Origin of the sequence: Candidatus Methylobacter oryzae (assembly GCF_003994235.2) — a bacterium.
Classification (GTDB): Bacteria; Pseudomonadota; Gammaproteobacteria; order Methylococcales; family Methylomonadaceae; genus Methylobacter_A; species Methylobacter_A oryzae.
Window position 1 is genome coordinate 1 of the sequence record NZ_RYFG02000025.1, and the last position, 23,649, is coordinate 23,649.

Here is a 23,649-nt window from a genome sequence, read left to right on the forward strand (position 1 = left end):
ATGGAGGAAATGCCGAGGACTGCCGGGAGCAGTCTCGGTCGCCATCCATGGCAGTCGTAAAACCTGGAAGGTCTGCCTATCGGACTGTTCTCCGCATAACGCCGGTTCCGGTTGCCGGAAACGTCCGCCCTTGCTGCCGTCGGGCGGCCTTACTTGTGCCCTGTGGGTATTCCGGTCTACATCTGGGAACGAGCGGAAGGTGAGCGCCGACGGATGGATTAAATCCCGTTTGTCGCGCCGCCTTTTCTTTGGATAGATGGCAAGACCGGCTACTTCGGATAACACTGTTTCTATAAAATAGTTCATAATTTATCGATTCAACGCCGAGGTCTTCACTTTTTTGATTTCGAGCTTTTATAACAACACACTCGTTTGATTAGGGGGATGCGCTTGGAAGCAAGTTGGACTCAAGGCTATAAAGCCGGGCGACGCAAACTGATTACCGTCCTGGATAAAATGGTTGCTTTGGATTTGTTAAGGACGCTGTTGGCGGTTTGGTCGGTCATTGTCGTTATTATCGTTAGCCGGCAGTTTATCAGGGTTCTCGATAAAGCTATCGAAGGGCAGGTTTCCAATCAAACTTTGTTGACCGTTCTGGGTTTGAAAACAATTATCGCCAGCGCCGCTTTTTTGCCGGCAGCGTTGTTTATGGCGATATTGATGGTTTTAGGCAGAATGTACAGGGACCAGGAAATGTCGGCGGTTTCTTCGGCAGGAGGCGGTGCGGGCACTGTCTACCGGGCCATATTCCTGTTGGTTTTCCCTTTAAGCGTACTGTCCGCGGGCATGTCGTTTTACGTTTCGCCCTGGGCGGAGGCGATGATGGAGCAAATGATGCACCAGGATAAGGAATCGGCCGATCTTAGGGGAATCGCTGCCGGAAAATTCAGCGAATACAGTCAGGGGGATTTGGTTTTTTATGTGGAAAAAATCGATGCCGATAAAACGATGCGCCAGGTTTTTGTGCAACATAGGCAAGGCAACCGCTTGGCGATCATTAATGCCGAACTGGGCCGGCTGAAAGATTTACCCGACGGCCGTTATATCATTTTGGAAAACGGCGAACGCATACAGGGGCAGCCGGGAACCGTCAATTATGTCGTTGAGCAGTTTTCGGAATATGCGGTCAGGATGGATGTTAAAGAAACGTCGGCTGCTAATTTCGGTAAGGAATCGGTTGCCAGCAGCGCATTGGCAAGCTCGGGGCAAATAAGAGATATTGCCGAATTACAGCGCCGGTTTTCTATACCGATGGGAATACTGTTGCTTACTTTTATCGCTGTTCCGTTGGCGCAAATGTCGCCTCGCGGCGGCGTTTACGGAAATATGCTGGTCGGTTTTTTGATTTATTTTAGCTATGGAAATCTTATCCGCGTTAGTCAAAGCTGGGTCATGAACCAAACTATTCCGGCATGGCTGGGCGTTTTCGGCATCAATACGCTTTTATTGTTAATAGGCGGGATTTTGTTGGCGAGATTATACGGATGGCAATGGCTGGTTATTAAAATCAGGGAGAAGGTGGCTCAGTGAATGTATTAACAAGCTACATCGTCAGGGAAATATTAAAAGGTTCCTTAGTGGCCGCGCTATTGCTATTGACCTTATTTAATCTGTTTACTTTCAGCGATCAGCTAAAGGATCTGGGCAAGGGGCATTACGGTTTAACGGAGATTTTTTATTATCTTGCACTGACTTCTCCTTCGGTTTTTTATGAATTGATGCCGGCATCCGCCTTGTTAGGCAGTTTATTCATATTGGGCGCGATGGGTAATAACCGCGAACTGATTGCGATGCGGGCGGCCGGCTTATCGGTTTTAGGGATTATCCGTGCTGTTATGCTCGCCGGCATCATTTTAGTTGTTATTGCGATATTGGTCGGCGAATTTGTCGCGCCGGTGACCGAGCGCTCGGCGCAGATGGTTAAAGTCAATGCCGTCGACGAAGGCAGGGTTGTGATGAACGTCAAATACGGACTCTGGCTGCGCGAAGATAAAAAGTTTATCAATGTACGAAAAATACTGGATGACGGAAATTTGGCCGACATCAGCATTTACGAAGTGGATGAGCAGCGTCATTTGCGCAATTCAACTCATGCTGAGAAAGCGGTTTTTCTGGGCAATCAGCAATGGAAGCTGGAAGGCATCAAGCAATCGGGGATTTCGATTGAGCAGATGACGGCCAATCATCAAAATGAGCAGATATGGCAATCGGCCGTTGCTCCCGATCTATTGGATATTGTTGTGGTCGATTCGCATGACCTGTCCATGTACGATCTGGCAATGTACATCGACTTTTTAAAGGATAATCACCAAAAATCGCATGAATTTGAGCTGGCTTTCTGGGGGCGGGTGGTAAACCCGTTGGTTGTGCTGGTTATGTTGCTGGTGTCCGCGCCTTTTGTTATTGGCGTTAAACGCGGCATTAATGTTGGCGCAAGGATGATGATCGGTGTCGTTATCGGCATGGGTTTCAACATTATCGATAAAATCGTCGGACATATCGGCTTGATTTATGATTTTAATCCACCGTTAATGGCAGTTTTGCCCAGTTTGACCGTATTAGTCCTGGCGCTGTTCGCATTAAAAAAGGTGCAGGCATAAGGTTTGCCGCTGATGACGGTTCAAATCGCTAAATCCGGCATATTTAAGGATAGCGTCATGAATAACATCCTTTTTCAATGAGAGAGGGGCTCGATTGCCAGGTGTCGGCGGCAGGGGAGGCCGCCGCCAAGCCTACACGGAAGTATTCACGGCGTCCTGACAAGCGAGTGACCCAACCCGCTTAAGCCGGGAAGTTATTTGAAGCCAAATCCTAAGGAGGAGTTGAAGTGGCAATTAGAAGTTTTAATGGTAAGCAACCGACAATCGGCAATGCGGTTTTTATCGACGACAGCGCGGTGATTATTGGCGATGTGACTTTGGGCGACGATGTTTCGATATGGCCGACAACGGTGCTCAGGGGCGACGTTGAACGCATTACTATCGGCGACGGCACCAATGTTCAAGACGGCTCCGTGTTGCATGTGACTCATGCCGGCAAGTATACGGCTGACGGCTATCCGTTAACGATAGGCAAAGGCGTGACTATCGGCCATAGAGCGGTCGTACATGCCTGCACTGTCGGCGATTATTGTTTGATAGGAATAGGCGCGATCATTATGGATGGCGCTGTGCTTGAGGATTACGTGATGCTGGGCGCCGGTTCGCTGGTTCCTCCGGGCAAGAAATTGGAAAGCGGCTATTTGTATGTCGGCGTGCCTGCCAGACAATTCAGGCCTTTAAGCGATTCTGAAAAAGAGTTTCTGGAATATTCTTCCCAACAGTATATCAGACTGAAAAATGACCATTTAAAGCTGAGTTGAGCAGCTTGTCTGCTCAAACGAAACTTACGTCCTTTGAGTAAAAAGGACAATAATCGTAATTGTTCTATTCCAAATAGAACACGGATGATACGGATCAGCACGGATTAAAAGTGTAAAACAAACCGGGATTGGGTTAGAACTAAAATCCGTGTAAATCAGTCCTATCCGTGTCATCCGTCGACTGCATGGATGCAGGAGGTAGAGCAATGCAGGAGCAATTGCCGAGTTCCATCTCTTTATGTGTTGAATAGTTATCAATAATCGGGAGTAACAGGCGGTTGCTCGCCGCCTGTTAAAATCAGGATTGACGTTCCGAGTTCAATAATTCAATAACAGGCTGTGTTTTAGGGCGAACGCCGCGCCAGATAAAAAAAGCCTCGGCGGCTTGTTCGACCAGCATGCCCAATCCATCCAGGCTTTTTGCGGCATGATTTTCCAGTCCCCAGCGCACAAAAGCAGTCGGTTCGTTGCCGTAAGCAAGATCGTAACAGTTGCCGCCTGATGCCAACAAACCGGCCGGTAGCGGCGGTAATTGCCCGCTCAAGCTGGCCGATGTTGCGTTTAAAATCAAATCGAATTGTTTGTTTTCTAAAGTTTCATAGCCGTAGCCTGTGATAGGCCCTTGACGGTGAAATTCATCGGCCAATTGGGAGGCTTTATCGGCAGTGCGGTTGGCGATCACAAGGGTTTGCGGGGATTGTTCAATAATAGGTCCTATAATGCCGCGGCTGGCGCCGCCGGCGCCTAGAATCAGGATTCGCATGCCCAATAACGGAATGGCATGATTATTCAGCAAATCTGTTACCAGGCCTATGCCGTCGGTGTTGTCGCCCAGTATGGAGCCGTCCGCCTGTAGTGCGAGCGTATTCACGGCTTTGCTGAACTGGGCGCGTTCTGTTTTGCTGTCGGCATAGTTCCAGGCAAGTTCTTTTAGCGGTACCGTGCAATTCAGGCCTTTGCCGCCTTCGGCAAAGAATGCGGCAACGCTGGACTGAAATTGTTCGGCTGGGACTTCCTGGGCGCTATATTCAAGCGTTTGTCCGGTTTGTTCGGCAAAAAGACGATGAATGCGCGGCGATTTACTGTGTTTGATAGGGTGGCCGAATACGGCGTAGCGGTCAACTAAGGTCATAATTGTGCTTTTCTTTCCGTCCATAATTCCCAGGCAATCGTCACCGCAACGATCAAAATGGCAATGCCTAATTCTATCCACAGAAAATGCGGCGTATAAACCGAAACCACAGCGGCGACGCCGAGGAACAGGCCGACCAGACTAAAGCGCCAGCCTACGCGCAGACCGTCAAGTATCGTCGAAAGCGATAAAATCAGCAGGATAATCAAGCCGGCATCTTCTTCGGCGATACGCCCGGATTGATGGATTAAAAACGCTCCGCCGACGACCAGTAATGACGTAGCCCAGTGTATGGATTGCTCACGAAGTATGATCTTGAAGTCATCGGCGCGATGCTTGGATTGCAGCCAGCCGATAATGATCGCAAACACGGCGAACAGCAGCATCATGATAAGCCAGTAGCCATAGCCGTCGGAAGGGGAAAAGTCCATGATTCCAATGCCGACCAGCGATAGGATCAGCAATAAAACTAAAATGGCTTCTTCAATATGAAACCTTTTTTTTTCGGCAATTAGAATATCTTCTGACATGAAACAGTCCCCACTTCAGTTTATTAGAATTGAAATTATTTAAAGTGTTCGCATTAACTTTGTAACCATTGGGCTACGGATTTTGCATAGTAAGTCAGGATTGCATCGCTGCCTGCGCGTTTGAAAGCCAGCAGCGATTCCAGCACGACTTGTTTTTCATCCAGCCAGCCGTTCATCGAAGCCGCTTTCAGCATCGCGTATTCGCCGCTGACTTGATAGGCGAATGTCGGCACGCCGTATTGGTCTTTTACCCGGCGGATAATGTCCAGATAAGGCATGCCGGGTTTGACCATGACCATGTCCGCGCCTTCTTGTAAATCCAACTGTATTTCGCGTAGCGCTTCATCGGAATTGGCCGGGTCCATCTGGTAGCTGTATTTGTTGCCTTTGCCGAGCATGCCGGCGGAGCCGACCGCGTCCCGGAACGGGCCGTAAAAGCTTGAAGCATATTTGGCCGAATAAGCCAGTATTAGCGTGTTGGTATGATTTTGCGCTTCCAGCGCTTGCCTGATGGCGCCGATACGGCCATCCATCATGTCCGACGGCGCGACAATATCGGCTCCGGCTTCGGCATGGGATAGCGCCTGCCGGACCAAAACCTCAATGGTTTCGTCGTTCATCACATAGCCGTCCGCATTGACCAAGCCGTCCTGTCCATGAGTCGTGAAAGGGTCCAGCGCGACATCGGTAATAATGCCTAATTCGGGAACGGCTTTTTTTAGAGCTCTTACGCTACGTTGAACCAGGCCTTCAGGATTATAAGCCTCGGCCGCCTGTGCCGACTTTTTATCGGTGGAAGTGACCGGAAACAGCGCAATCGCAGGGATGCCCAGATTGTAAAGTTCATGCGCTTCTTCAAGCAGCAAATCCAGTGAAAGTCTCTCTATACCGGGCATCGATGCAATGGCTTCGCGTTGATTTGAGCCTTCGGTGACAAACATCGGGTAAATCAGGTCATCGACAGATAAGCGATTTTCGCGCATTAAACGACGGGAAAAGTCGTTATAACGCATTCTTCTCATGCGTGTTTGAGGAAAATTGATGTTATTATATGTCATCTTATCCTTAGCTCTAAGGGTCTGGAAAAAATCTTAAATCTTTGTAGAGGCATTGCTGCATTTCTATTTTAGGTCCGGATTTAAGTACAGAGGATTTATTGTATCAGGGATTAGCACTCTGACTATTTGAAGAGTGAATGTGTCCGTCAGTTTGATTTTAGAGGGTTTTATGAAAGCTAAGCAAGTCACAATATTCAGTCTATTGGCTCTATTACTGAGTTTAATGCCTGTCGCAAAAGTAATCGCGTCTGACTTATTGCCTCCGCAACAGGCAATACAAGTGGCTTCTGCAAAATTACAGGAAAGATTGCAGGATAAAACGTTTACTAAAGATTTTGCCAAGATTACGCAATTCGTTAACGAAGTTATTTATCCGCACACTGACTTTGACAAGATTTCAGAGCTGGTTTTGGGCAAAATCTGGAAAACAGCAACGAATGACGAACGCGAACGTTTTAAACATGAATTCCAAACATTGCTGGTCAGAACTTATTCCCGTGCGTTTGTAGAATTTAACGATTGGTCGGTCCGTTTTCTGCCGCTTGAAATGGGCAGCGACGAGAAAAAAGTGGTTGTAAAAACTGAAGTATTGCAGCCCGGCATGCAGCCTATCGGCGTGAATTACCGGATGCTGTTGAGTGACGGCGAATGGAAGGCTTACGATATTATGATAGAAGGCGTGAGTTTGGTAACTAACTATCGGACCACCTTCAGCAACGAAGTTCAAACCAAAGGTTCATTAAACGCGGTTATCGATGGACTGGTTAAACGCAATGCCGAAGCATTGGCGGCTAAACCGGCAGCAAACTCTTAACGTATTTCCAAAATTCACTGCAGGGGGGATTTTAGTTGCCCTTGCAGTGCCGCTTGTCCCGCCTCGCGCGATTTTTATTTTAATTCATGAATTCCTCGAAAGACTCTCTTTATGCCAGTCCTATTGGCGAAGTCGGCGCTTTTAAATTTGACGAAACCGTAGTTAACGTTTTTCCGGATATGATTCAACGGTCGGTTCCGGGTTATAGCGCGATTATTTCCGCAATAGGTCTTTTGGCCGGCCGTTTTGCCCGCGAGCATAGCGTTTGTTACGATCTGGGCTGCTCCTTGGGGGCTGCAACCTTGGCAATGCGCCATCAGATTGAAGCCGAAAATTGCCGGATCATCGCGGTCGATAATTCCGAAGCGATGCTGAGCCGCTTTCAGCAAACGTTACAACAAGATCAGGCGCAAGTTGCAGTCGATGTTCAGTGCGCCGATATACGCGACGTTGCAATTGAAAATGCCTCGGTCGTGGTTTTAAACTTTACGCTACAGTTTATCCCGCTTGAAGACCGGCTTGCGTTATTGCAAAAAATCTATCGGGGACTGTTGCCCGGCGGTATTTTGATCCTGTCGGAAAAACTTAAATTCGACGACGAACGGCAACAGGAACTGCAAACACAAATGCATCACGCCTTCAAAAAAGCGCAAGGTTACAGCGACCTGGAAATCAGCCAGAAACGCACAGCGCTGGAAAACGTGCTGATTCCCGAAACCTTTGCCCAGCATCAACACCGCTTGCGGGAAGTCGGTTTCAGCAGCGCCGAAGTCTGGTTTCAATATTTCAACTTTGCCTCGATCATTGCGCTGAAATGATCGATTATCAACTTTTATACAAAGCGCTGTCCGATGCGAAGGCCGATGCGTGGGTAAAAATACTGCCGCAGCAGCTGGAACAGGGCTTCGACCCAAGCAAACACGGCAATTTAGCGGAATGGCAGGCACTGATCGACAGCGTCCCGCAATTGCCTACCGCCCAGCGCATGCTGGACGCCGATGCGGTGCAAATTGGTGCCTCGGATGAACTGAGCGCGGCGGAAAAAAGCCGGCTTGAAGACCAATTAAGGGCACTGCATCCCTGGCGTAAAGGTCCCTACAACTTATTCGGCATCTATATCGATACCGAGTGGCGTTCGGATTGGAAGTGGAACCGGGTAAAAAACCATATCGCGCCGTTAGAACATCGCTTGGTTTTGGATGTCGGTTGCGGCAACGGCTATCACTGTTGGCGCATGCTTGGAGCCGGCGCGAAAACCGTCGTCGGTATCGATCCGATGCTGCTGAACGTGATGCAGTTCCAGTTGATCAGGAAGCTGTACGGCGAGGCGCCGGTTTATGTTTTGCCGATGGGCATAGAAAATATACCGTATGGGCTAAAAGCATTCGACACCGTATTTTCTATGGGCGTGCTTTATCATCGCCGGTCACCTATCGATCATCTTATGGAACTGAGGGATTGTCTGCGTTCCGGCGGCGAATTGGTGTTGGAAACCTTGATTATCGACGGCGGCCTGGGCCAAGTTTTGATGCCTGAAGACCGCTACGCGAAAATGCGCAATGTCTGGTTCCTGCCCAGTTGCGATACCTTGGTTAGCTGGTTAAAACGCTGCGGGTTTAAAAATATCCGCGTGGTTGACGTTACCGTAACCAGCATTGAAGAGCAGAGGAGTACGGAATGGATGACGTTTAATTCATTGCAAAGCTTTTTGGACCCGGAAAATCCGCAGTTGACTTGCGAGGGCTTGCCGGCGCCGAAGCGGGCTGTTGTTATTGGGAATGCGGCGTAGGTTGGAACAACCCGAAGAGAACAGTAGACATTCATTATTTCCAAGCGTTTGCGATAATGACGGAACCCTGTTAAGTTCATGATTCCAACCGCGTACAGAGGGTTAAGAAAATGCCTAAAGTCACTCAATTATCACAACTGGACATAAATCAAACCTACAGCTACGCCGATTACTTGACTTGGCAATTCGATGAAACGGTTGAATTAATCAAGGGCAAGATTATGTTGATGTCGCCTGCACCGAGTGTGCATCATCAAAGCATCTCCATGAATTTAGGCAGTCTGTTGCATGGATTTTTCAAACGTAAAAAATGCCAAGTTTTTGCGGCGCCGTTTGATGTGCGTTTATACGATCGCAAAAAGTCCATTTTAGCCAGCCAAGACATCCATACCGTTGTCCAGCCTGATTTGTGCATCATTTGCAACCCTGAACTCTTGGATAAACAAGGCTGCAACGGTGCGCCCGATTGGATTATTGAAATCCTGTCGAAAGGCAATTCCAAGCGGGAAATGAAGATTAAATATGAGTTGTATCAAGAAAGCGGCGTTACGGAATATTGGTTGATTTATCCCGAAGAACAAGCGATTTATCAATTCGTCTTAAATGATGACCGGCACTATCAACTTAATCGAATGTACGCCAACGACGATATTGCCTCGCCGTATTTATTTCCTGAGTTGTCAATCGATGTTAACGAGGTCTTTGAAACATGGGCTAACGACTAAGGCAGAAAACAGTTTGAATTTCACTCATCCTAAAAAATCTCCAAAACCCCCGGCAAGAAAAACTCACTGACCAGCATCTGCCGATGCGCGACGGCATAAACGGTTCTTCGGCCTCGCACCGGTTCAATAATACGTCCCTCGGCGATTGCCGGTTGCGTCCAAACCGGCAGGTCGATCAAGGTTACATCCATTTCGATGCGTTCGAGTTTAGGATACGAAAAAATCACTTCGCCCAGAGGGCGATTGCCAAGATGAGCCAGATTGCGTTTAGCCGCTTTGATGGTTTTCGCGGGGATGATGGTTCGGGCCAGAATCAGCGGCTTAGCGTTGGCATACAGCAAAACTTCGCGGATCAGGCTGTACCTGCTTTCGCGCAATTTCAGCAGCCTGCGCTCGCTTAAGAACGGCGTATTCCATTGCTGCAACAGGATTTTAACGCGAACGGCGTCGCCGTAATAATCACGCAGGCGCTGGGTTAAAGAGCCGGGTTCATAAGTCCATGACTGCACGTTTTCAGGCAGGGTGTGACGGGTGCCGGGGCGGTTTTCCAGCCACACAGGTTCCCGGTTAAATAAAAAACTTTTGTTAGGCAAGGTTAAACCTCGGAATAAATGGTAGATACGCCCAGCCAGCGGTCGCATAAGGACTGTACGGCTTCGGGCGCTTGGGTTAGAAAGTCGTCGCCGATTTGCTGAACGGCAGCCAGTACATCGGCATCCCGTACTAGATCGGTAATTTTAAACTGCATTTGTCCGGTTTGGCGGGTGCCCATGACTTCGCCGGGACCGCGCAACTCCAGGTCTTTTTCGGCAATCACAAAACCGTCGTTACTGTCCCTCAACACGCCCAGTCGATGACGGGCGGTATCGGATAACGGTCCCTGATACATCAGCAGGCAATAACTGTCGTCGCTGCCGCGGCCGACCCGGCCGCGCAATTGATGCAACTGGGACAGGCCGAGGCGTTCCGGGTTTTCGATGATCATTAAACCGGCATTGGGCACGTCGACGCCGACTTCGATGACGGTTGTCGCGACCAGCAAATCGATTTTATGGTTTTTAAAGTCCTGCATGACGGCGTCTTTTTCGGCGGATTTCATGCGTCCGTGTATCAGCGCAACGCGAACGCCCGGCAAGGCTTCCGCTAGCGTTTCCGCGGTTTTTTCCGCCGCTTCGCATTGTAAAACCTCCGATTCTTCAATCAACGTGCAGACCCAATACACTTGCTTTTTTTTGCCGACCCAGCCGTTAATTCGCTCGATCACATCGCTACGCCGTTCGGCCGGAATCACGCTGGTGACGATCGGTTTCCTGCCCGGCGGCAGTTCATCGATAATCGACAGGTCCAGGTCGGAATATTGTAGCATTGCCAAGGTGCGAGGAATCGGCGTGGCGGTCATGACAAGTTGGTGAGGCCTGACGTCGCCCTGCTGGCCTTTCTCCCTGAGCGCCAGCCGCTGGTGTACGCCGAAACGATGCTGTTCGTCGATAATGATCAGGCCGAGGCGATGGAAGTTCACCGCTTCCTGAAATAACGCATGAGTGCCGATGATAATGCCGGCTGTGCCGTCTTCCAGCGCCTGCAAAACGGCTTTCCTGGCATTGCCTTTGAGCTGCCCGGTTAAATACATGACCTGGGTTTCAAAGCCTTCGAACCAGATGTCGAAATTGCGCTTATGTTGTTCGGCCAGCAATTCGGTCGGAGCCATCACCGCAACTTGGTAACCGGCCGTTAACGCCAGCAATGCCGCATAGGCGGAAACGATGGTTTTACCTGAGCCGACATCGCCCTGTACCAGGCGCATCATCGGATGCTGCCGGCGGCAGTCGGCTTCAATTTCGGCGATGACCCGCTGCTGCGCGCCGGTTAGTTTAAACGGCAGGGAGCGGATGAAATGGTCCGTGGTGAGCTGAGCCGCTTCGCCTGCATGGAACGATGGCGCTTGCCAGGTTCTGGTTTTATTCCGGTTGATTCTTAGGCTTAAATAATGCGCCAGCAGTTCTTCGAAAGCCAGCCGTTTGAGCGCAGGCACGCTGCCGTTTTGCAAGGCTTCAACCGATACCGATTCGTCCGGCGCGTGAAGCGTTTGGATCGCGTCGATCAGGGACGGGTAACGGTATTGCTTTAAGATAGCCTCGGGTATCCAGTCGGCCAGCAGTCCGGGAGTTTGTTGACACAGCTCTAAAGCCTGCTTGACTGCTTTGCGTATCACGTTTTGGCTAAGGCCTTCCGTCAACGGGTAGACAGGAGTCAGCCGGGTTTCGGTGACGCAGTCGTCGAGGCTTGAGATAACTTTATATTCGGGATGGACCATTTCCAGGCCGGCAAAACCGTAGCGTACCTCGGCAAAACAGCTGATAGCCGTGCCGGGTTTTAGCGCGTTGTGTTGGCTGGCGGAAAAATGGAAGAACTTCAGGTTGATGAAGCCGCTACCGTCGTTGATTCGGCAGACCAAGCTTTTGCGGCCCCTGGGCAAGACGTCGATGAATTCAACTTTGCCGGCGATCAGTACGGTCATGCCCGGTTTTAACGAGCCGATCCGGTAAACACGGGTGCGGTCCTCGTAGCGGTGGGGCAGGTGGAAAATCAAGTCCTGAAGTGTATATAGGCCGAGCTTTTGCAAGCGGCTTGCCGTTTGAGCGCCTATCCCTGCCAATATACCGACCGGTTGATGAAGGGTATTCGGGATTCTCATGCGGTTTTAGATAAATGGAACACGGATGACACGGATTTGACTGATAATCACGGATTTAAAAAGCAACCACTTAAAAATCCGTTTAAATCCGCCCAATCCGTGTCATCCGTGTTCTATTGTTAACAATCATCAAGCCGGATATTCCTGCGGTTTTAAAACCATAATCGCATCCATTTCCACTTCGGCGGCCTTAGGCAAGGCGGCAACGCCAACTGCGGCGCGCGCTGGATAGGGCTCCTGGAAATAATGCCCCATGATTTCATTGACCAGCGGGAAGTGCGCCAGATCGGTCAAAAATACGTTTAGCTTGACGATGTCCGAAAAATCGCCGCCCGCAGCTTCCGCAACGGCTTGCAAATTTTTGAATACCTGATTGATTTGCGCCGATATATCGCCTTCGACGATGGTCATCGTTTCCGGCACTAAAGGAATTTGCCCTGAAAGATAAACCGTTCGATCGATTCTGACGGCTTGCGAATAAGTGCCGATAGCTTGCGGGGCTTTATCTGACTGGATAATTTCTTTGCTCATTGTCGATCCTTTATGCTTTAACGCGGGTAATTTTTAACACTATCGATAACTCTTTCAAACGACGCATGATTTTGGCTAAATGCACCCGGTCGTTAACGGTCAGGGTAATTAAATCAACGCAAATACGGTCGTCCTGGTCAACAACGGTGACATTTTCGATGTTGGAGTTCAGTTCGGAAATAGTCGAGGCGATAGTCGCCAACGCGCCGCGCTGGTTCAGTATTTCTATGCGGATTTCAACAGGAAAATCGCCGGACACATCCGTGCTCCATTCGACATCCAGCCAATTGGTCTGTTTTTTCCTGACGACACTGCTATTGCGGCACTCGTGATGATGCACGACAATGCCTTTGCCGGGGTTGAAATAGCCGATAATCGAATCGCCCGGAATCGGCCGGCAGCATTTTGCCAGCGTGATGATCATGCCTTCCGTGCCTTTTATAACCAGCGGTTTCTTCTGGGCCTGGTCATTATCGTCCAGCTTGATTGTGGCGCTCATGTTGTCTTGGGCGATGCGCTTGGCGACCAAAAACGGCATTTTATTGCCCAATCCTATATCTTCGAGCAACTCGTCAAGCGTTTGCTTAGTCATCACCATGAGCAAGGCTTGTATTTTATCCTTGCTGATATTTTCCAGGTGCAAGTGCATGGCTTGCAGTTCTTTTTCCAGCAAGCGGCGGCCGAGGTTGATCGCTTCCTGCTGTTTAAAATGTTTCAGGTAATTGCGGATACCGGAGCGAGCTTTGGCTGTGATCACATAATTCAACCAAAGCGGGTTGGGACGGGCCCAAGATGCGGTAATGACTTCAACGGTAACGCCGTTCTCCAGCTTGGTTTGCAGCGGCACCAACTGTTTGTCGATTCTGGCCGAAACGCAGGCATTGCCGAGATCGGTATGCACCGCATAGGCGAAATCGATAATCGTCGCGCCGCGCGGCAGCTTGATAATGGAGCCTTGCGGCGTGAATACGAAGACCTCCTGGGGAAACAGGTCGACCTTCAGGTTGTCGATAAACTCCAGCGAATCGCCGGCGGATTTCTGGATTTCCAATAAATCCCTGAGCCATTCGTTCGCACGGGCCTGGAATTTTTCGATTTTATCGTCGTCGGATTTATACAGCCAGTGCGCGGCGATGCCCGATTCCGACATGCGGTGCATGTCGTGAGTCCTGATCTGGACTTCTATCGGCACGCCGTAAGGCCCCATCAATATTGAATGCAGGGATTGATAGCCGTTGGCTTTCGGTAGCGCGATATAATCTTTGAAACGCCCCGGAATCGGCTTGTACAGATTATGCATAACGCCTAACACACGGTAGCAGGTGTCGACATCGTCGCAGAAAATCCTGAACGCATAGACATCGAAAACGTCGGCCAGCGAAATCTTTTTATTGAGCATTTTCTTGTAAATGCTGTAAAGATTTTTCTCCCGCCCTGCAACGTCGCAGTTCAGGTCGGCCTGTTCCAGGCGATTCTTTATCGTATTTTCTATGACGTCGACAATCTTGCGGCGATTGCCGCGCGCTTTTTTTACGGCGGTATTTAAAACCGCGTGACGCATCGGGTACATGGCTTCAAAGCTCAAGGCTTCGAGTTTTTGCCGGATATTATTCATGCCCAGGCGATTCGCGATCGGCGCGTAAATGTCCAGGGTTTCGCGGGCGATGCGGCGTTTTTTTTCAGCCGGCATGACGCCGAGGGTTTGCATGTTATGCAGCCGGTCCGCCAGCTTGACGATGATGACGCGTAAATCCTTAGCCATCGCCAGGAACATTTTGCGGACATTTTCCGCTTGCGCTTCTGCGTGCGATTTACTGTCGATTTTGCTTAATTTGGTGACCCCGTCAACCAATTCAGCGACTTCCGAGCTGAATTGCTCGGCCAGTTCTTTCTTCGTGACCGGGGTGTCTTCAATAACATCATGCAGTATGGCTGCGGTGATGCCGTTAACGTCCATGCGCATTTCAGCCAGGCTAATAGCGACGGAAATAGGGTGGCAAATATAGGCTTCGCCGCTTTTACGGAATTGGCCTTCATGAGCGGCCGCGCCTACTTCATAGGCGCGGACACACTGGTCAATTTGGGCTTGATCCAGATAGCCGGACAAGGTCGTGCATAAACGCCGGATCAGCTTGTCCTGAGGGCGTTCCAGCTCGATCGTGTCCGCTATTTCCAGCATAGGCTCTACGAATTAAAACATCGGGTTGTTATTATGTTGATGCTCGTGAACTTCGCCGACGCGATGCAACAGAGTGATGTTTTCAGGCGAAACATGACCGGCTGCAATTTCACGTAACGCAACCACGGTATCTTTATCTTTACCGCGCGGCAGGAATTCAGTCGCACCGTGGCCAAGTTGACGCGCCCGGGCACTGGCTAATAAAACCAGTTTGAAGCGGTTTTCAACATGTTCTAAACAATCTTCGATAGTGACTCTAGCCATCTTTAATCCTAATTCGTTGTTGGGTCTATTTGCTAAGCTCGTGATTTTAACACAGAAACGGCTGGAAGTTCTTTGCCTTCAAGAAACTCAAGGAAAGCGCCGCCACCGGTCGATGTGTAAGATACGTCATTGTTGATACCGTATTTATCGATGGCCGCCAAGGTATCGCCGCCGCCTGCAATCGAGAACGCAGTGCTTTCGGCAATCGCTGTTGCCAATGCTTTAGTGCCTTCGCCGAACTGGTCGAATTCGAATACGCCGACCGGGCCGTTCCAAACGATGGTGCCGGCGGTTTTTAAAATTTCGGCATATTGTTTTGCGGTTTCGGGGCCTATGTCCATAATCATGTCGTCGGCTTCGACATCGGTGACTTTTTTAACGGTCGCAACGGCGGTTTCGGAAAATTCCTTCGCGCAAACCACATCGACAGGGACAGGAATGTCGGAACCGTTGCTTTTGGCGGCAGCCATTAAGCGTTTGGCTTCATCGATCAGGTCGGCTTCATACAGAGATTTGCCGACCGAAAAACCTGCGGCCGCGATAAAGGTATTGGCAATGCCGCCGCCGACGATCAACTGGTCGACTTTTTCCGATAGCGATTCCAACACGGTTAATTTGGTTGAGACTTTAGAACCGCCGACGATAGCAACCAATGGTTTGGTTGGTGTTTCCAGGGCTTTGCCGAGAGCATCCAGTTCGCTGGCTAGCAACGGACCGGCGCAAGCGATCGGCGCGAATTTAGCAACGCTGTGGGTTGAGGATTGGGCTCTGTGCGCGGTGCCGAAAGCATCCATCACGAATACGTCGCAAAGAGCCGCCATTTTTTTACCCAGATCATCGTTGTTCTTGCCTTCGCCGGCGTTAAAACGTACGTTTTCGCACAGCACGACTTCGCCCGGCTGAATGGTAATGCCGTCGATCCAGTCTTTTTCCAGTCTGACCGGTTTGCCCAGCAGCTCGGATAAGCGTTCGGCAACCGGTTTCAATGAAGACTCTTCGTCGTACTGGCCTTCAACAGGACGGCCCAGATGCGACATAACCATAACCGCCGCGCCTGCCGCCAAAGCTTTTTCAATGGTCGGTACGCTGGCTTGGATGCGAATGTCGCTGGTTACTTTGCCGTTTTTTACCGGTACATTCAGGTCTTGACGGATTAACACGCGTTTGCCCGATAAGTCCAGATCTACCATTCTTTTAATTGACATACATTATGCTCTCATTGTTGTGGGTTTATTAATTCTAAAAATCAGTTTGTCCACGAAAGGCACGAAAAAACACGAAAAGTAAATATATTACGTAACACGGCTATTCACTTTCTATGAGATAGCTATGGCTTTCGGTTAAGTAAAGCTAAGCCTTGGTAAGTATTGGAAGTTTTTCGTGCCTTTTGTGCTTTTCGTGGACAATATTTGTTTGGCTAATTTTGTTTCCATTTGATCGAGCAGCCGATACTGTTGATTTGCTCTTTGGGGCCGTGGCCGGTTTCGGCAATCAGTTTCATCGCTTCGAATAATTCCCGCTTGGTGCCTTCAGGAGCGGTTTCTTTACGGCTGGCGTCAAGACAGCCGCGATATTGCAGCTCATAGTCAGCATTATAGCCAAAAAAGTCCGGCGTACAGATAGCGCCGTAAGCTTTGGCGACCTGTTGAGATTCATCAAGCAAATAAGGGAAGCTGAAATTCAATTGCTCGGATAGGCGCTTCATATTGTCGAAAGAATCGGCGGGATACTCAATCGTATCATTGGGCATGATTGCCACAGATTCAACCCCCAGCGCTTTAAGTTCCCGTGCGTCCCTGACAATTCTATCTTGCACGGCTTTAACGTACGGACAGTGGTTGCAAATAAACATCACCAACAGGCCTTTTTCACCCATGCACTGTTGCAGAGACCATGTGCGTCCGTCAACGCCGGGTAATTCAAAATCGATGGCTTTTTTGCCGAAATCGCAGATCGGCGTTTCTAGTGCTACCATTTTTACACCTTCATATTATTGATGGAACACGGATGACACGGAGTAGACGGATTTAAACGGATTTTTATCCGTGATCATCAGTTACATCCGTGTTCTATTTTATTTAAATAGTTCTATTGAAATAAGACGGCCGCGCTGATAACCACCGCGCTGATCAGCATGGCCCAGACTGTTCTGCGGTGATTGCTTTCCATTTGTTCGCGCAGCAGCATGAGTTCCCTGTTTTGCATTTCCGCACGGTGCTTTGCATGAGCGGCATTGTCCAGCGCTTTATAAATCAACGATGGAATCTCAGGGAACTGTTCGGCGAATTCGGGCAACTGCTTGATGATCTTGTCGATTTTGGCTTTGGGACCGACACGTTGATGAAACCATTTCTCAAGAAAAGGCTTAGCGGTTTGCCATAAGTCCAGGTCGGGGTAAAGCTGGCGACCCAAGCCCTCGATGTTAAGCAGCGTTTTTTGCAGCAGGACCAGTTGCGGTTGCACGTGCATATCGAAACGCCGCGCCGTTTGGAACAAACGCAGTAACAGTTGTCCGAAGGAAATATCTTTAAGCGGTTTTTCAAAAATCGGTTCGCAGACGCTACGTATCGCGGACTCGAATTCTTCTATCCGTGTCGATTCGGCAACCCAGCCGGATTCGACATGCATTTCCGCAACTTTGCGGTAATCGCGGTTGAAAAAAGCCAGGAAATTTTCCGCCAGATAATGTTGGTCGGATAAAGACAGCGTGCCGACGATGCCGAAATCAACGGCGATGTATTTGGCCGGCAGGTCGACAAAAATATTGCCCGGATGCATGTCGGCATGAAAGAAATTATCCCTGAATACTTGGGTAAAAAAGATTTCGACGCCGCGTTCGGCAAGCAATTTGAAATCGGCGCCGCCGGCCCTGAGTTGTTCGATTTCGCCGACCGGTATGCCGCTAATGCGTTCCATGACCAGCACTTTCTGGCGGGTTAACGGCCAATGGATTTCCGGTACATAAATAATGTCCGAGTTTTCGAAGTTGCGGCGCAACTTAGCGGCGTTGGCCGCTTCCCTGACCAGATCGAGTTCGTCCAACGTGGTTTTTTCAAATTCGGCAACGACATCGACCGGTCGTAGTCTTCGTGCGTCGGACCAGAAGCGTTCGGCAAAATGAGCCAGCTCGTAGAGTAAGCCAATATCCGAGCGGATGCGGCTTTCTATGTCGGGACGCAATACTTTTACGACGACATTCTCGCCGCTGTGCAGGACCGCAGTATGGACCTGGGCAACCGACGCCGAAGCCAGCGGTTCTGCATCGAACTCGGCAAAAGCCTCGTCAATCGGCATGCCGAGTTCTTTTTCGATAATGCCGCGGGCAATCTCGCTGCTAAACGGAGGAACTCTGTCTTGGAGTTTGACCAGTTCATCGGCGATGTCATCGGGCAGCAAATCCCTACGGGTCGACAAAGCTTGGCCGAATTTGACGTAAATAGGCCCCAAGTCTTCCAGCGCACGCCGAATTCTGGCGCCGCGAGAGTCGGATGAATTTCTGAACCAGTAGTTGGGAGAGAAAACCGCTAAATAACGGACAGGCCGGAATAAATGGGTTTTAAGAACGAGCTCGTCCAGGCCGTGGAAGACTAAAACCCAGTTAATATGGATCAGGCGCAATAATAATTTAGGGCGAATCACGAGTTACCTTTGTTATTGGGTGGGTGTAACTATTTACATCATGGAACACGGATGACACGGAGTAGACGGATAATCACTGATAAAAAGCACTTTTTCACAAAGTCCGGCGTGCGTTACAGGCTAGGAAGGTTTTATTCCGGTCTACGTCCTAGAAGTTCTTTAGTTGGAAAGAAATCTGAGAATAACAAAAATCCGTGTAAATCCGTCCAATCCGCGTCATCCGTGTTCTATTAATTTTTCTGTAAGTTGCAAAGCCGTTCGATACGGCTTTGCAAGCGATCACAATCGGTACGCAACTCATCAACTTGGGCGTAATAAAGATCCACTTCAGGCGCTGACGGCAAATCGCGGGTTTCTTCCTGCAAAAACTCCTTCGCATTCAGCCTGAAAGTTTCAACAGAATCTTTGCTCCAGCTTTGGCCGGCACGAAAAAAATTGGCGACTTTGTGCGCGATAATATCGCCGGTGAACTGCGATAGTTTTTCTTCCAGATCGATGTCCAGCTTGGCGAACAGTTCCTGGAATTTACGGCCGGTTTGCATATCGCCTTCTATTTTGACTTCGCCGGAAAAAACCGAACGCATCGGCGTCGAGCTGAGGCCCATTAATCCCAGCGCCCAAATCGAACCGGTCAAGCGCGTGTCGGGTTCGCCGACAAACTGATCCAGACATTGGATGGAATCGCTTGTAGGGCAAAGATAAACAGTCTCGTCAAACGGCTGAACGGTAACGGCAATGACTTTGCCGGCCAGCGGCGTTAAAAAATAGCTGCTGTCCTGGTCCAAGGCAAGATATTGATTAAGCGCGGCTTCCAGTGCGCCGATCAGTACGGGCTTGATGGCCATGTTAGATTTTATAACCTCTATGAACCGCGACGATGCCTTGCGTCATATTGAAGTATTCGCAACGTTCGAGACCTGCATCTTCCATCATTTTTTTCAGCTCATCCTGTTTTGGATGCATACGGATAGATTCGGCCAGGTAACGGTAGCTGTCTTCATCTTTCGCAACGATTTTGCCGATCTTGGGCAGCAGGTTGAATGAGTAAAAATCGTAGACCTTTTCGGTGAGCTTATCGGTCGGATGCGAGAATTCCAGCACGATCACGCGGCCTCCGGGTTTAAGGACACGGTACATCGAGCGTAGCGCGGCATCTTTATCGGTGACATTGCGCAGCCCGAAGGCGATGCAGACGCAATCGAAAGTATTGTCTTCAAAAGGCAGGCATTCGGCATTGACTTGAGCATAGCGGATATTGCCGACCAGACCTCTGTCGATCAGGCGGTCGCGGCCGGTGCGCAGCATTTCCGAATTAATGTCGGCCAGCACGATTTGACCTTCCGCGCCGACGCGCTTTTCGAACAATGTGGTTAAATCGCCTGTACCGCCAGCCAGATCAAGCACTCGGTCGCCTTTGCGCACATTGCTGAGTTGTACGGCAATGCGTTTCCAGACGCGATGGATGCCGAAAGACATCAGGTCGTTCATGATGTCGTATTGTCCGGCAACGGAATCGAATACGCCGCGTACCAGATTGACCTTATCTTCTTTGGGGACTTGTTTAAATCCGAAATGGGTGGTGTCGCTCATTGTCTACCTGCTTGTTTGATCGTATATCGCTACCGTGGAATCCACGGCAACAATGAAGTTAGTTTTGTAGCGGTTCTTTGCGTTTATAGCCGGCAGCTTCCAAGTTATGGAGGTAATTAGCCCATAGCGTTTGATATTCGGCTCCTAACTTGTATAACAAATCCCACGTATAAATGCCGCTGTCATGGCCGTCGCTAAATACCAGGGCTATTGCATAATTACCGATAGGCTTGATTTCTTTAATGGCAACGTTTTCCTTGCCGACTTGTAGAACTTCCTGTCCGGGCGCGTGGCCTACCGCTTCCGCAGAGGGCGTATATACGCGCAAATACTCGCTCGGTAATTGAAATACGCTACCGTCGTCAAAGCTGATTTCAATAATGTTGGAGACTTGATGCAGCTTGATCTCAGTGGGGTGGGTATTGATAGGTTTTGCGGTTACGCGCATGCGGCTTATTTTAAGTGTGAAGGTTTGAAATAAGCGGACCGGGTTGTGTTAATACAACCCGGTCCTGATCAATTACAGAATATAACGACTTAAATCCTCGTCTTCAACGAATTCAGCCAAATGATCGTTAACATAGTCGGCATCAATCACGATGCTTTTGCCGATAAGATCAGCAGCGTTATAGGAAATATCTTCCAGTAAGCGTTCCAGAACGGTATGTAATCTTCTGGCGCCGATGTTTTCCGTCGTTTCATTCACCTGCCAGCTGAATTCGGCAATACGCTTGATGCCGTCCGGAGAAAACGATAGCGATACGCCTTCGGTACTTAATAACGCCGCATATTGTTCGGTTAATGAAGCATTAGGCTCGGTTAGAATGCGTACAAAATCGTCGGCTGAAAGTGCATCCAACTCAACACGAATAGGAAAGCGGCCTTGCAGTTCTGGGATTAAATCCGATGGTTTGGTCAGGTGGAACGCGCCCGAAGCGATAAACAGGATATGGTCGGTTTTGATTGAACCGTACTTGGTGCTGACGGTTGTACCTTCGACTAACGGCAACAAATCGCGCTGTACGCCTTCGCGGGAAACTTCGCCGCCGCCTGCGCCCAACTCGGAACGCTTGCAGATTTTGTCGATCTCATCCAAAAACACGATGCCGTTTTGTTCGACCGCATCTACCGCGCGTATGCGGATATCATCTTCATTAACCAGTTTGGCGGCTTCTTCATCCTGCAGGACTTTGAACGCTTTGTCGATTTTCATTTTGCGGGAACGAGTCTTGCCTGAACCAAGGTTTTGAAACATGCCTTGCAATTGGCTGGTCATTTCTTCCATGCCGGGAGGGGCCATGATTTCAACGCCCATCGGCGCCAGATGCACGTCAATTTCGATTTCCTTATCGTTCAGGTCGCCTTCGCGTAATTTCTTGCGCATTTTTTGGCGGGTCGATTCTTCGGTATCGGACAGCATGCCGCCATCGGCCCTGGGCAGTAAGATGTCCAGAATTCTATCTTCGGCAGCGTTGAAGGCTTTATTTTCAACCTTTTCCATTTCAATTGTGCGGGTCATTTTGACCGCAGTATCGACTAAATCGCGAACAATGGAATCAACGTCGCGGCCGACGTATCCGACTTCGGTAAATTTGGTTGCTTCAATTTTGATGAAAGGCGCATTAGCCAGACGCGCAAGACGGCGGGCGATTTCTGTTTTACCGACACCGGTAGGACCGATCATTAAAATATTTTTAGGTGTAATTTCTTCGCGTAACGCGGAGTCGACTTGTTGGCGGCGCCAGCGGTTGCGTAGCGCTATCGCAACCGCGCGCTTGGCATTCGCTTGGCCAATAATATGCTTGTCCAGTTCGCTTACGATTTCTTTGGGAGTCATTTGAGTCATTTGTTTACTCGTTAGGTTCTGCGTCGAGTTCTTCAATACGCAAATTGTGATTAGTGTAAATACAAATGTCGGCTGCTATATTTAAAGACCGTTCGACAATTTCTCGGGCGCTAAGATCGGTATTTTCCAGCAATGCGCGTGCGGCAGCTTGGGCAAAAGAACCGCCCGAACCAATAGCCATCAAGTCGAATTCAGGTTCAATTACGTCGCCTGTACCGGAAATGATCAGTGAGGTCTTTGCATCGGCAATGGTCAGCAATGCTTCCAGCTTACGTAAAGCGCGGTCGGTTCGCCAATCTTTAGCCATTTCCACTGCTGCACGGGTTAAATTGCCGCGGTGCTTTTCCAGCTTGCCTTCAAAATGCTCGAATAAAGTGAAGGCATCCGCAGTTGCACCGGCAAAACCGGCGATAACTTTATCGTGATATAAACGGCGTACCTTGCGGGCATTGCCTTTCATCACTGTATTGCCTAATGTGACTTGGCCATCACCGCCGATTACAACTTTGTTGCCCCGGCGAACGGAAAGTATCGTTGTTCCTCTAAAACTCACGTTAATATCCTAAAGTTACTAAGTATGAAGCCAATTTTACATGGTCTAAATTTATAATGTACGAAAAAATGAGCGCAGGGCGATATTGGCGTGCTGGATACGATTTAGCGGCGGTTCAGGGAAATATGCTACGCTGAGAAAAATAATCCGAAAAAGGTATTTTATATGGACGCACTCGATCAAATATCGGCAACACTGGCATTATCAATGGGACTGGCGTGGGCTAGCGGTATTAATCTATATGCGACGCTGTTTGTTCTCGGTTATCTTGCGAATACCGGCAATATCGCGTTGCCTCCGGACTTGCAAATAGTCGCTAATCCGATGGTCATGGGCGCGGCGGGTCTGATGTATCTTATCGAGTTTTTTGCCGATAAAGTGCCGGGCGTGGATACCGGCTGGGATGCTCTGCATACATTTATCCGCATCCCGGCAGGCGCCATGCTCGCTGCCGGAGCGATCGGAGACTTAAATCCCGCCGTTGAATTGGCCGCAGCCATTATGGGCGGAAGCTTGGCGGCAGGTTCTCATACGACAAAAGCCGGAAGCCGGGTTTTGATTAATACCTCGCCGGAACCTTTCAGCAACTGGATTGCATCGATCAGCGAAGATGTCATGGTGATAGCCGGGGTTTGGGCGTGCATTAATCATCCTGTGCTGTTTTTAATTGCGCTGGCAGGTTTTGTCTTGCTGATGATCTGGTTATTGCCGCGAATCTGGGCAGGCGTGAAAAAGGTTTTTAGCTTTATTATTAAGCTGTTCCGGAACGAAAGAGCTCCAAATAGTCAAAATACTCGTCAATGAAAGAACATTATTTATTGACTGTGGCTCAATAATCGAGTCTAATGTCGGTCTTTTGTAGGCCCGCCCAGGTAGCTCAGTCGGTAGAGCAGAGGACTGAAAATCCTCGTGTCGACGGTTCGATTCCGCCCCTGGGCACCAC

General features: G+C 49.5%; 25 protein-coding genes and 1 tRNA gene. 9 read left to right on the plus strand and 17 right to left on the minus strand.

Going from position 1 to position 23,649, the window contains the following annotated elements:
• Window positions 1-306: hypothetical protein (locus EKO24_RS04800; RefSeq protein WP_143733177.1), on the minus strand; the 306-nt coding region annotated here is incomplete at its 3' end.
• Between the two features lie 78 nt (window positions 307-384).
• Between EKO24_RS04800 and lptF the strand changes: the two genes are divergently transcribed.
• The 3 genes from lptF (at window position 385) to EKO24_RS04815 (ending at window position 3,361) form a co-directional block, all read left to right on the plus strand.
• On the plus strand, window positions 385-1,530 hold the full coding sequence (gene lptF, locus EKO24_RS04805) for an LPS export ABC transporter permease LptF (RefSeq protein ID WP_127026740.1): 1,146 nt from the start codon (window positions 385-387) through the stop codon (window positions 1,528-1,530).
• Window positions 1,527-2,600 carry an LPS export ABC transporter permease LptG gene (gene lptG / locus EKO24_RS04810; RefSeq protein ID WP_127026741.1) on the plus strand — a complete coding sequence of 358 codons (1,074 nt, stop codon included), beginning with the start codon at window positions 1,527-1,529 and terminating at the stop codon, window positions 2,598-2,600. Before lptF ends, lptG begins: the two co-directional genes overlap by 4 nt.
• Before the next feature lie 227 nt (window positions 2,601-2,827).
• Window positions 2,828-3,361, plus strand: coding sequence for a gamma carbonic anhydrase family protein (locus EKO24_RS04815; RefSeq protein ID WP_127026742.1), 534 nt, complete (start codon window positions 2,828-2,830; stop codon window positions 3,359-3,361).
• Window positions 3,362-3,659: 298 nt separating this feature from the next.
• Here the strand turns inward: EKO24_RS04815 and aroE are convergent, their stop codons facing one another.
• Genes aroE through hemB form a run of 3 tightly spaced genes read right to left on the minus strand, consistent with a single transcriptional unit; the run spans window position 3,660 to window position 6,081 of the window.
• Complete coding sequence (gene aroE, locus EKO24_RS04820) at window positions 3,660-4,493, minus strand: shikimate dehydrogenase (RefSeq protein ID WP_127026743.1); 834 nt, start codon at window positions 4,491-4,493, stop codon at window positions 3,660-3,662.
• A complete protein-coding gene (locus EKO24_RS04825) occupies window positions 4,490-5,023 on the minus strand; it encodes a hypothetical protein (RefSeq protein ID WP_127026744.1) in 534 nt (177 codons plus the stop codon). Before EKO24_RS04825 ends, aroE begins: the two co-directional genes overlap by 4 nt.
• A gap of 53 nt (window positions 5,024-5,076) precedes the next feature.
• Complete coding sequence (gene hemB, locus EKO24_RS04830; RefSeq protein ID WP_127026745.1) at window positions 5,077-6,081, minus strand: porphobilinogen synthase; 1,005 nt, start codon at window positions 6,079-6,081, stop codon at window positions 5,077-5,079.
• Window positions 6,082-6,250: 169 nt separating this feature from the next.
• Here hemB and EKO24_RS04835 point away from each other — a divergent pair, with 169 nt between their 5' ends.
• From EKO24_RS04835 to EKO24_RS04850, 4 genes are all read left to right on the plus strand, one after another.
• Complete coding sequence (locus tag EKO24_RS04835; protein ID WP_127026746.1) at window positions 6,251-6,895, plus strand: MlaC/ttg2D family ABC transporter substrate-binding protein; 645 nt, start codon at window positions 6,251-6,253, stop codon at window positions 6,893-6,895.
• A gap of 86 nt (window positions 6,896-6,981) precedes the next feature.
• Entirely contained in the window at window positions 6,982-7,713 is a 732-nt protein-coding gene (gene cmoA, locus EKO24_RS04840; protein ID WP_127026747.1) for a carboxy-S-adenosyl-L-methionine synthase CmoA, read from the plus strand.
• On the plus strand, window positions 7,710-8,684 hold the full coding sequence (cmoB, locus tag EKO24_RS04845; protein ID WP_127026748.1) for a tRNA 5-methoxyuridine(34)/uridine 5-oxyacetic acid(34) synthase CmoB: 975 nt from the start codon (window positions 7,710-7,712) through the stop codon (window positions 8,682-8,684). The genes cmoA and cmoB overlap by 4 nt, the downstream gene beginning before the upstream one ends.
• A gap of 110 nt (window positions 8,685-8,794) precedes the next feature.
• Complete coding sequence (locus tag EKO24_RS04850) at window positions 8,795-9,409, plus strand: Uma2 family endonuclease (protein WP_127026749.1); 615 nt, start codon at window positions 8,795-8,797, stop codon at window positions 9,407-9,409.
• A 29-nt stretch (window positions 9,410-9,438) separates the two neighbouring features.
• Here the strand turns inward: EKO24_RS04850 and EKO24_RS04855 are convergent, their stop codons facing one another.
• The 13 genes from EKO24_RS04855 to hslV form a co-directional block, all read right to left on the minus strand.
• On the minus strand, window positions 9,439-10,002 hold the full coding sequence (locus EKO24_RS04855) for a chorismate--pyruvate lyase family protein (RefSeq protein ID WP_127026750.1): 564 nt from the start codon (window positions 10,000-10,002) through the stop codon (window positions 9,439-9,441).
• A gap of 2 nt (window positions 10,003-10,004) precedes the next feature.
• A complete protein-coding gene (gene recG, locus EKO24_RS04860) occupies window positions 10,005-12,104 on the minus strand; it encodes an ATP-dependent DNA helicase RecG (protein WP_127026751.1) in 2,100 nt (699 codons plus the stop codon).
• A 129-nt stretch (window positions 12,105-12,233) separates the two neighbouring features.
• Window positions 12,234-12,635 carry a RidA family protein gene (locus EKO24_RS04865; RefSeq protein WP_127026752.1) on the minus strand — a complete coding sequence of 134 codons (402 nt, stop codon included), beginning with the start codon at window positions 12,633-12,635 and terminating at the stop codon, window positions 12,234-12,236.
• 10 nt (window positions 12,636-12,645) lie between these two features.
• Window positions 12,646-14,814, minus strand: a complete 2,169-nt coding sequence (locus EKO24_RS04870; protein WP_127026753.1) for a RelA/SpoT family protein — start codon at window positions 14,812-14,814, stop codon at window positions 12,646-12,648.
• A 12-nt stretch (window positions 14,815-14,826) separates the two neighbouring features.
• Complete coding sequence (gene rpoZ, locus EKO24_RS04875; RefSeq protein ID WP_127026754.1) at window positions 14,827-15,078, minus strand: DNA-directed RNA polymerase subunit omega; 252 nt, start codon at window positions 15,076-15,078, stop codon at window positions 14,827-14,829.
• A gap of 32 nt (window positions 15,079-15,110) precedes the next feature.
• The gene (locus tag EKO24_RS04880) at window positions 15,111-16,283 is read right to left on the minus strand and encodes a phosphoglycerate kinase (RefSeq protein ID WP_127026755.1); all 1,173 of its coding nucleotides are present in this window, start codon (window positions 16,281-16,283) and stop codon (window positions 15,111-15,113) included.
• 212 nt (window positions 16,284-16,495) lie between these two features.
• The gene (locus EKO24_RS04885) at window positions 16,496-17,053 is read right to left on the minus strand and encodes a thioredoxin family protein (RefSeq protein ID WP_127026756.1); all 558 of its coding nucleotides are present in this window, start codon (window positions 17,051-17,053) and stop codon (window positions 16,496-16,498) included.
• A gap of 113 nt (window positions 17,054-17,166) precedes the next feature.
• On the minus strand, window positions 17,167-18,717 hold the full coding sequence (gene ubiB / locus EKO24_RS04890) for a ubiquinone biosynthesis regulatory protein kinase UbiB (RefSeq protein WP_127026757.1): 1,551 nt from the start codon (window positions 18,715-18,717) through the stop codon (window positions 17,167-17,169).
• A gap of 230 nt (window positions 18,718-18,947) precedes the next feature.
• Window positions 18,948-19,562, minus strand: coding sequence for a ubiquinone biosynthesis accessory factor UbiJ (locus tag EKO24_RS04895; RefSeq protein WP_127026758.1), 615 nt, complete (start codon window positions 19,560-19,562; stop codon window positions 18,948-18,950).
• A gap of 1 nt (window position 19,563) precedes the next feature.
• Entirely contained in the window at window positions 19,564-20,307 is a 744-nt protein-coding gene (gene ubiE / locus EKO24_RS04900; RefSeq protein WP_127026759.1) for a bifunctional demethylmenaquinone methyltransferase/2-methoxy-6-polyprenyl-1,4-benzoquinol methylase UbiE, read from the minus strand.
• A gap of 58 nt (window positions 20,308-20,365) precedes the next feature.
• Entirely contained in the window at window positions 20,366-20,755 is a 390-nt protein-coding gene (locus EKO24_RS04905; protein ID WP_127026760.1) for a gamma-butyrobetaine hydroxylase family protein, read from the minus strand.
• A 72-nt stretch (window positions 20,756-20,827) separates the two neighbouring features.
• Window positions 20,828-22,153 (minus strand): ATP-dependent protease ATPase subunit HslU, encoded by a 1,326-nt coding sequence (gene hslU / locus EKO24_RS04910; protein ID WP_127026761.1) that lies wholly within the window; start codon window positions 22,151-22,153, stop codon window positions 20,828-20,830.
• A gap of 4 nt (window positions 22,154-22,157) precedes the next feature.
• Window positions 22,158-22,706 (minus strand): ATP-dependent protease subunit HslV, encoded by a 549-nt coding sequence (gene hslV / locus EKO24_RS04915; protein WP_127026762.1) that lies wholly within the window; start codon window positions 22,704-22,706, stop codon window positions 22,158-22,160.
• Between the two features lie 165 nt (window positions 22,707-22,871).
• Here hslV and EKO24_RS04920 point away from each other — a divergent pair, with 165 nt between their 5' ends.
• Both EKO24_RS04920 and EKO24_RS04925 read left to right on the plus strand, forming a co-directional pair.
• A complete protein-coding gene (locus EKO24_RS04920) occupies window positions 22,872-23,510 on the plus strand; it encodes a DUF4126 domain-containing protein (protein ID WP_127026763.1) in 639 nt (212 codons plus the stop codon).
• A 62-nt stretch (window positions 23,511-23,572) separates the two neighbouring features.
• Window positions 23,573-23,648, plus strand: a tRNA-Phe gene (locus tag EKO24_RS04925).
• The last annotated feature ends 1 nt before the right edge of the window (window position 23,649 follow it).